Source organism: Prevotella sp. TCVGH, from assembly GCF_023522295.1.
Lineage (GTDB): Bacteria > Bacteroidota > Bacteroidia > Bacteroidales > Bacteroidaceae > Prevotella > Prevotella timonensis.
In genome coordinates this window covers 1-7,085 of the sequence record NZ_QFFX01000095.1, presented here as the reverse complement: position 1 = coordinate 7,085, position 7,085 = coordinate 1, and the positions used below count along the sequence as shown (strand labels likewise).

The following is a 7,085-nucleotide window of genomic DNA, read 5'->3' as shown; positions in this document are numbered from 1 at the left end:
TCACGCTAAGTGAATGATAATGAACAGTTAATAAATTACAAATATTTTCCAATTATTTGGAAAGCAACATAGAAGTATGATACTTGACAAAATAGATGAACTTCTCAAAGAAGTAAGCAACCTCTCGGCAAAGAATGCCGATGAGGTAGAACAGTTGCGCCTAAAATACCTCAGTAAGAAGGGTGAAATCAATGCGCTGATGGCCGACTTCCGCAATGTGGCAGCTGATGAAAAGAAAACTGTTGGCATGAAGATCAACGAATTAAAGCAGTTGGCTAAGGATAGAATCAACTCACTCAAGGACACGGTAGGAACAGCCAATGAATCTTCCGTATCGCTTGATCTTACACGCTCAGCTTATCCAATTCGCTTGGGAACACGACATCCGCTAACCATTGTGAAGAATGAAATTTGTAATATCTTTCAACGAATGGGCTTCACTTTGGCAGATGGACCTGAGATTGATGACGATTTACACGTCTTCACCAAATTAAACTTTGCACCCGATCATCCCGCACGAGATATGCAGGACACATTCTTCATTCACAAGCATCCCAACGATGTGACTAAGAATGTATTGCTACGCTCACACACTTCGGGCGACCAATCGCACTATATGGAAACGCACGAGCCTCCTATTCGCATTATATGTCCAGGAAGAGTGTATCGTAACGAGGCGATTTCTGCACGTGCCCACTGCTTTTTTCATCAGGTAGAAGGCCTGTATATTGACAAAAACGTATCGTTTACCGACCTTAAACAAGTGTTGCTTACATTTGCACGCGAAATGTTTGGTCCAGATACTGACATTCGTTTGCGCCCAAGTTACTTCCCATTTACAGAGCCGAGTGCCGAAATGGACATCTCATGTTTTATTTGCGGTGGTGAAGGCTGTGGCTTCTGCAAGCAAACTGGTTGGGTAGAAATCTTGGGATGTGGCATGGTAGACCCCAATGTACTCGAGGCTTGCGGCATTGACAGTAAGGTGTACAGCGGTTATGCCTTTGGTATGGGTGTAGAACGCATCACCAATCTGAAATACCGGGTTAGCGACTTGCGCCTCTTCTCAGAGAATGATTTGCGCTTCCTCAAAGAGTTTGAGGCTGCACATTAACAGCAGCACACGCTCGTCATTGATGAATAAACATAAAGGAGACTTCGGTCTCCTTTTTCTTTTCAGCCTCACAGGAGTTACTTCTCTGTCTGTAACTCGTCCAAACACATGACAGACGCATATCCTGTTTCATGAGTTTCACCTTATATATTAAGAGATTCCTGTACTTCGATATTCAATTTTCAAGACATCCCTCTTGATTGAAATCAATGCGATGAGCCAACAGCATTGATAACCCATCCTTTTTTATCTATGAAAATGATACTCTCGGACAATTTTCCAAATGATTGACAGCATCCCATGTATCATTCCATTGATAAGGGGAATCTATGAAAGGAGCTATGGCAGAGGTTCGTAGTACCGCAATTTACCTAAACAAGAGGCGTGGGGTTGATGCAACATAATGATGATATCACGCAAGAGGAAGTCAGGACGGAACGGTGTTTCTTCAAAATATGGTTTTATGCGACTGTTACAACCATAGATTTTCCCTTGCTTAAAAGCTCGCAAAACACGATATCCACGGTATTCTGCCAGCAAGTCTTGTTTGGTCATGGAATGTTCACCATGATATTTGAAAGCCCACACCTCGCTGTTGCCTGCCTTTTCCAATACTTCTTCAAAAGAGAGTGCTAAACTTCCACTGTGCTTGTCAACAGAGAAAGCATATTTCCCATGTGCATCGGCTATCATTTGCCCTATGGTACTCTTTCCTCCTGGACAATACCAAACACTCCCCGTTTGACGCTCTGTCAAGAGAGAAGCTCCCTCTGACCATGATTGAGCTTGTGACTTTAACCGTTGATAGGCACTGTCGACAACGGCAAACAACGAATCTGCACGCTGCTCGCAGCCAAAGAGCATCCCATAAAATTTCATCCATTCGGCTCTTCCCAACGGTGATGTCTCCATATAATCTGCCAACTCAATGACAGGACAACCCAACCCTTCTAACTTTCCATATCCCCCACTATTCTCAAAAGGAGACAAAAGAAGAGCCTGCGGATGTAACGCTATCATTCTCTCGATGTTAGGACTCATCCCGTCTCCACAATCAACAATCTTGCCTGTCGTTACTCGATGTTGAATTGCTGGAATAAGAATATACTTCAAATCGGCTACCCCCGCAATGGCATCCAATGCGCCTAAAGATTCAAGCAACTTACAATGAGCGGTCGAGAAAACCACACTCCGTTCAATGGGCGTATAAACTAAGGTACCTTTTGGCAGATGATTCACCCTTGCTGAGTCTTTACGGTTGACCAACACATACGTATGTAGAACCTTTCCCTCATCCCACGGATTCGCTAAAGTTACGACTGTAAACAGAGGATATTTTTGCATTTGGATATGTTCCGCATATTTTAGTTCTACTTTCGTGCCTTCATGAGTTGAGTTCTTTGACTGCTTGGATTGGCACCCCATAGTAATGGAGGTCATCATCAGGATTCCACAAGCGATGAGAGAGAAAGAAGAGTTACATTTAATCATAATTTCATGTGCGTTAATTGTTGAGCAAATCATCCATAAATCAGTGCAAATGTACAAAAATTACGAAGCTTCACGTTATCTATTCGTCACTTTTTCACGCGAACGCCATTTTCATCAGTTGTTCTTTTTCTTTTTTCCAATCACAGTTTCTTCGTATAAAAATGATATTTGTACAACGAAAAACACGAACGAAATCAAAAAGTATTTACGCACATGTTGATAACGAAAGCATTTGCGTTCTATCCAACTCACCGAAAATAAGAGAAGTAGATAAGTGATGAAGAGCCGATTTCATACATTGTTTGCAATCGGTTCATAAAATTGGAGGTACGCTACATGGGAGGAGATAAAATGCTGAATTTTCTTTACAAAGTGCCTCTCATAACTCGCGTAAAAACAACCAACGACAAAGTTGGTCGCAAATACGCGAGAAATGAGCGACGTTCGTAATCCTTTGTTATTGAACACATTACGACTAAAGCCTCTCTTTTTATGCGTAAATTTGCCCTTTCTTGGCGACTAAAGCATTAAGATAAGCCTCCTATTTGCATGCTTTAATGCTGCTACTGTATGTGAATAACACCTCTATTGAGTGTTTCCAAGGGCGTTAAATCAATATTTCAACCGCAAGAGACGTCTATTTTGTGAAAATCAGCGTAATTTTGTTGGGCGTTTGCATATTAAAATTTTCTATTTTGAAGATTTTGAATGGTCGTTTTTTGGTAAAATTGTAGGACAAAAACAACTGTATTCCCGTACCAAGAATGATAAAAAATAAAAGTAGCAGCTCTTGCATTGAAGGGGCATTGTAGTTACAACCATGAATGCAAATGAGGTAGACATTGAACACAAGCAATTCGATTCGGTTCATACGCTTTAACTCATGATTGAAACCATAGGAGAAGATTGTTTTTACTATAATTTAATAAAAATCGGCAATTTCTTGGAAAATTAAAAAAATATCAATATATTCGCTACCGATAAAAAAAATAGTACGAACGTAATATTATTCTCATGCAGCTAATACATGTATAAATGACAAAGAAAGAAGAACGCAGATATAATATCCTCTTGGGGGCATTCAAGCTCTTTTTAATGAAGGAATATGCAGATGTAACAACCGCAGATATTGAGGAGATAACCGGGTTGTCGCGTGGTGCCATATATTATAAAGTGAAGAACAAGGAAGGGTTATACCAGGCTGTCATTGACAAGTTTGTCCTCGATTTTCTGTCCGAGTCCTTGCACAACGGTATATCAGTTTCGGAAGAAACGCCGTTTTGGGATTTCATCATGAGCGATTTAGAGCTTATACGGCAGAGAATGGAAAGAATGAAAGCCGCTAACGCAGAGGCAAGTTCCACTCAATTTGTCAATTTGTTGTCTTCTGCGGATTTCCACTATGAAGGTTTTGAGGAGAAGTTAAAGGAACTGGAAACGAATATCTCTGACCTGTGGATTGAGTATTGTCGCCGTGGCATCGAGGCGGGCGAACTCAAAAAAGACCTTGACCTAAATCTGGTAATTTCTACGTTTCGCTCCTTGTATTATGGAGATTCTTTCTGCCTTTCCATGATTGGAATGGAACTGGATATTGAGAAACTGAAGAGAAAATACTCGTTATTATATAATACCATACAATCATGAGGTTTGTCTTTATAATAGTTCTGTTGTTTTCGTGCAAAGTTCTCAACGCCCAGATATCCGGAGTGATAATAGATGAGGAAAAACTACCTGTCGAATTTGCAACTATTGGGCTGTACCAAATTCCTGATAGTGTTCTGATTGCCAGTACGGTATCCAATAATAAGGGATATTTTTCTTTCCCGAATACTGTCTCCCAGCAACTTATACTAAAGATATCTTCCGTGGGTTACGAAACGATATGTTTAGCGGCCAAGTCTCATCACGAAATCATCTTGAAGCGGTATTCTGAAGAACTGCAGGAAGTAGTTATTTCTGCAAGGGAGATTGAGACTTTCGGGAGTAAGGACAAATTACTCATCCCACAAAGTCTGAAAGAAAGAGCCTCCTCTGCCTTGGCGGCCTTGGGAGAAATGCCACAATTTCAATTGAATAGAATTTCAAATATCCTTCAAACGACAGACCGGCAGAATATACTCATTCTCATAGATGGCATACAAGCGAATGAAAATGACTTAATGGCTCTATCTGCAAAAAAAATCAGGAGAGTTGAGTATTTTACACAGCCACCAGCAAGATTTGCCAATAAAAACGTAGGTGCAGTCCTAAGCGTCTTTACCATAAAAGAAAAGGATAGCGGGTTTAACAGTTTTATCAATACAGTAAACTCATTTACAACGGGTTACGGAACAAACACTATCAATGCGAAATGGTACACGCTCAAGCACCAGATTGCCCTTTCTTATTTCATTGATTACAGGAATCTTAACGACAACAGAATCAATCAGACTTACGAGTATGAGATAGACCATGCAAATTTCTCCAGCAAACTGCAAGGACTTCCTGGTACTTACAAGGGGGAGTATCATATCATAGGGGCAGATTACATGTTTCGTCCGGATGACAACCAACTGTTTTCTGCTAAAGTAAGGTATCGCCTCAACCCAGGGCGGGAACGCCATCAACAAACTGCAACAACGAAATTTGGTACAGGAATTCTACAACAAGGTTATTCGGCAAAAAAACTTAAAAGTAATTATGATGCTATATCATTGGATTTGTATTACAATAGAAAATTGAAGAACAACCAGGAATTGACAGCCAATTTTGTGGGATCTTATTTTGATTCCAAATCGAACAATCAGATTTCCCAAGAAAATTCAGATAATACAATAACTTATCGGTACAACAACCATCTCAGGAATTACTCTAATTCCATCATATCCGAGTTGCTTTACAACAAGTCCTTTTCCAATGAAAATATAAGCATCGGGGCAAGATACTTTTATAAGCAACTTCGGCAGACCTATAATGAAAACACCCGTTCCACAATGGAACAGCAAGTCTGCTATATATATTCAAATCTTGCAGGCAAGTTAAAGAATCTCCATTACACCATAGGTGTAGGTATAGAACATAGTATTCAAGACAATGGAGAAATGAAGGCAAGGCATTATACCGTGTTCAAACCTTCATTGTCTGCAAGCTATCAGATTGGTCACTCCTCTTCCATTAGGCTTAACTCGCTTATCTTATCCAATGTTCCTGACATCTCACAGCTCACCATCCATCCAGTCTATCTCAACTATCAATATTATAGTGTGGGCAATCCTCATCTTCAACCCTACTATACTTTCTATAATCGTCTTCAATACCAACTAAGTCTGCCTACTTTCTATATGAGTGCCGCAATACGGCATTCGTACCTGCGCCGCCCTTATATGACGTTATTTGAGAGTAGAGACGCAGAGATAGTGAAGACCCTTGAACATTTTAAACACACCTCATACACAGCTGCGGACCTCAGCCTTCAATGGCTTCCATTCCCATTCTTGAAAATCCAGCCGTTCGCAACAATTGTATATACCAGTGCCATAAAGCCTGATGGCGCCAGTCTAAGTGAGTGGTCAAAATACTTTTCTATCACGGCAAGCATTACTTACAAAGAATTTTCCAATGTTTGTATTTACAACCGATTATTACTCAATATTTTATAGATAATAAGTCAGAAATATGGTTGTTATTTTTAATTGCACATTCTAAAAGGTGAAGATTTAACGCTTTTATTGATTATTAACTCAAAAAGGACATCAACTTGGGTCGTTTCTTCTCTTTTCCTTGCTATTCGTTTCCGATATTCCACTTTTGTTTTGGTCTATCTCATATGTACTGCAAAGGTATTGATTTTTGTTTGATATTGCTCCTTGCTTGCTCCTTGTCGTAGATTAATTTTCACACAGGAATTTTTGTTCTCTTTCTATAGGGGCTTGAAACAATCCATTTATTGGAAACAATTAAAGACGGAGCTGGTTTGCCCCAGTGCTTTTTAAGAAACAGGGCAATTATTTTATCTCCACAAAGGCTCTTGTTCCCAATTATGAGGAAAGCCTAATAAACGAGTTCTTACTGATGGGTATTTCGATAAAAGCTGCTTGAAATCTGCAACAAAAGTGTTGCCCATAGAAATGGAGTTAAGCCAATACACCACATAGCAGAGTTGCGGATAAAGTGTTTGTTCACGGAACGAGAAATCCGTAATCCATGTGTTTGGCATACGCATAGGCATCATTGGCTTGACAGGAAAGACCCGATTTGACAGTCTTGAATGATGGGCGCAGCAATTACGAAGTACGGGTCTAGGTACGGATTAAAAGGCTAAGTGATTATTTCCAGTCATTTAGCCTTTTTAATTATCTAATTTTTCCCCACATTTTCCCCACAGCTGTCTATTTATATATTTTAGAAACATATTTTTCCGTAAAGTTACTATGTTTGCAAAGGCTAACACACGGAGACAAGTCGGATGCCGCTCTTCGGAGGCTTCGCGCCTCCGGCC

Annotated in this window: 5 protein-coding genes; 3 read left to right on the top strand and 2 right to left on the bottom strand. The window is 40.1% G+C overall.

Translation table 11 applies throughout. From position 1 onward, the window contains the following. Positions 1 to 76: 76 nt before the first annotated feature. Positions 77 to 1,114, top strand: coding sequence for a phenylalanine--tRNA ligase subunit alpha (gene pheS, locus DEM91_RS11725; RefSeq protein ID WP_039868923.1), 1,038 nt, complete (start codon positions 77 to 79; stop codon positions 1,112 to 1,114). A gap of 339 nt (positions 1,115 to 1,453) precedes the next feature. On the opposite strand, the gene DEM91_RS11720 is transcribed toward pheS, so the two are convergent. After that, a complete protein-coding gene (locus DEM91_RS11720; protein ID WP_249859036.1) occupies positions 1,454 to 2,605 on the bottom strand; it encodes an ABC transporter substrate-binding protein in 1,152 nt (383 codons plus the stop codon). Positions 2,606 to 3,640: 1,035 nt separating this feature from the next. Between DEM91_RS11720 and DEM91_RS11715 the strand changes: the two genes are divergently transcribed. Both DEM91_RS11715 and DEM91_RS11710 read left to right on the top strand, forming a co-directional pair. Further along, a complete protein-coding gene (locus DEM91_RS11715; RefSeq protein WP_025071675.1) occupies positions 3,641 to 4,252 on the top strand; it encodes a TetR/AcrR family transcriptional regulator in 612 nt (203 codons plus the stop codon). Continuing rightward, positions 4,249 to 6,246, top strand: a complete 1,998-nt coding sequence (locus DEM91_RS11710; RefSeq protein WP_249859035.1) for an outer membrane beta-barrel protein — start codon at positions 4,249 to 4,251, stop codon at positions 6,244 to 6,246. Before DEM91_RS11715 ends, DEM91_RS11710 begins: the two co-directional genes overlap by 4 nt. Before the next feature lie 350 nt (positions 6,247 to 6,596). On the opposite strand, the gene DEM91_RS11705 is transcribed toward DEM91_RS11710, so the two are convergent. Continuing rightward, entirely contained in the window at positions 6,597 to 6,818 is a 222-nt protein-coding gene (locus tag DEM91_RS11705) for a hypothetical protein (RefSeq protein ID WP_004356044.1), read from the bottom strand. Positions 6,819 to 7,085 lie beyond the last annotated feature (267 nt).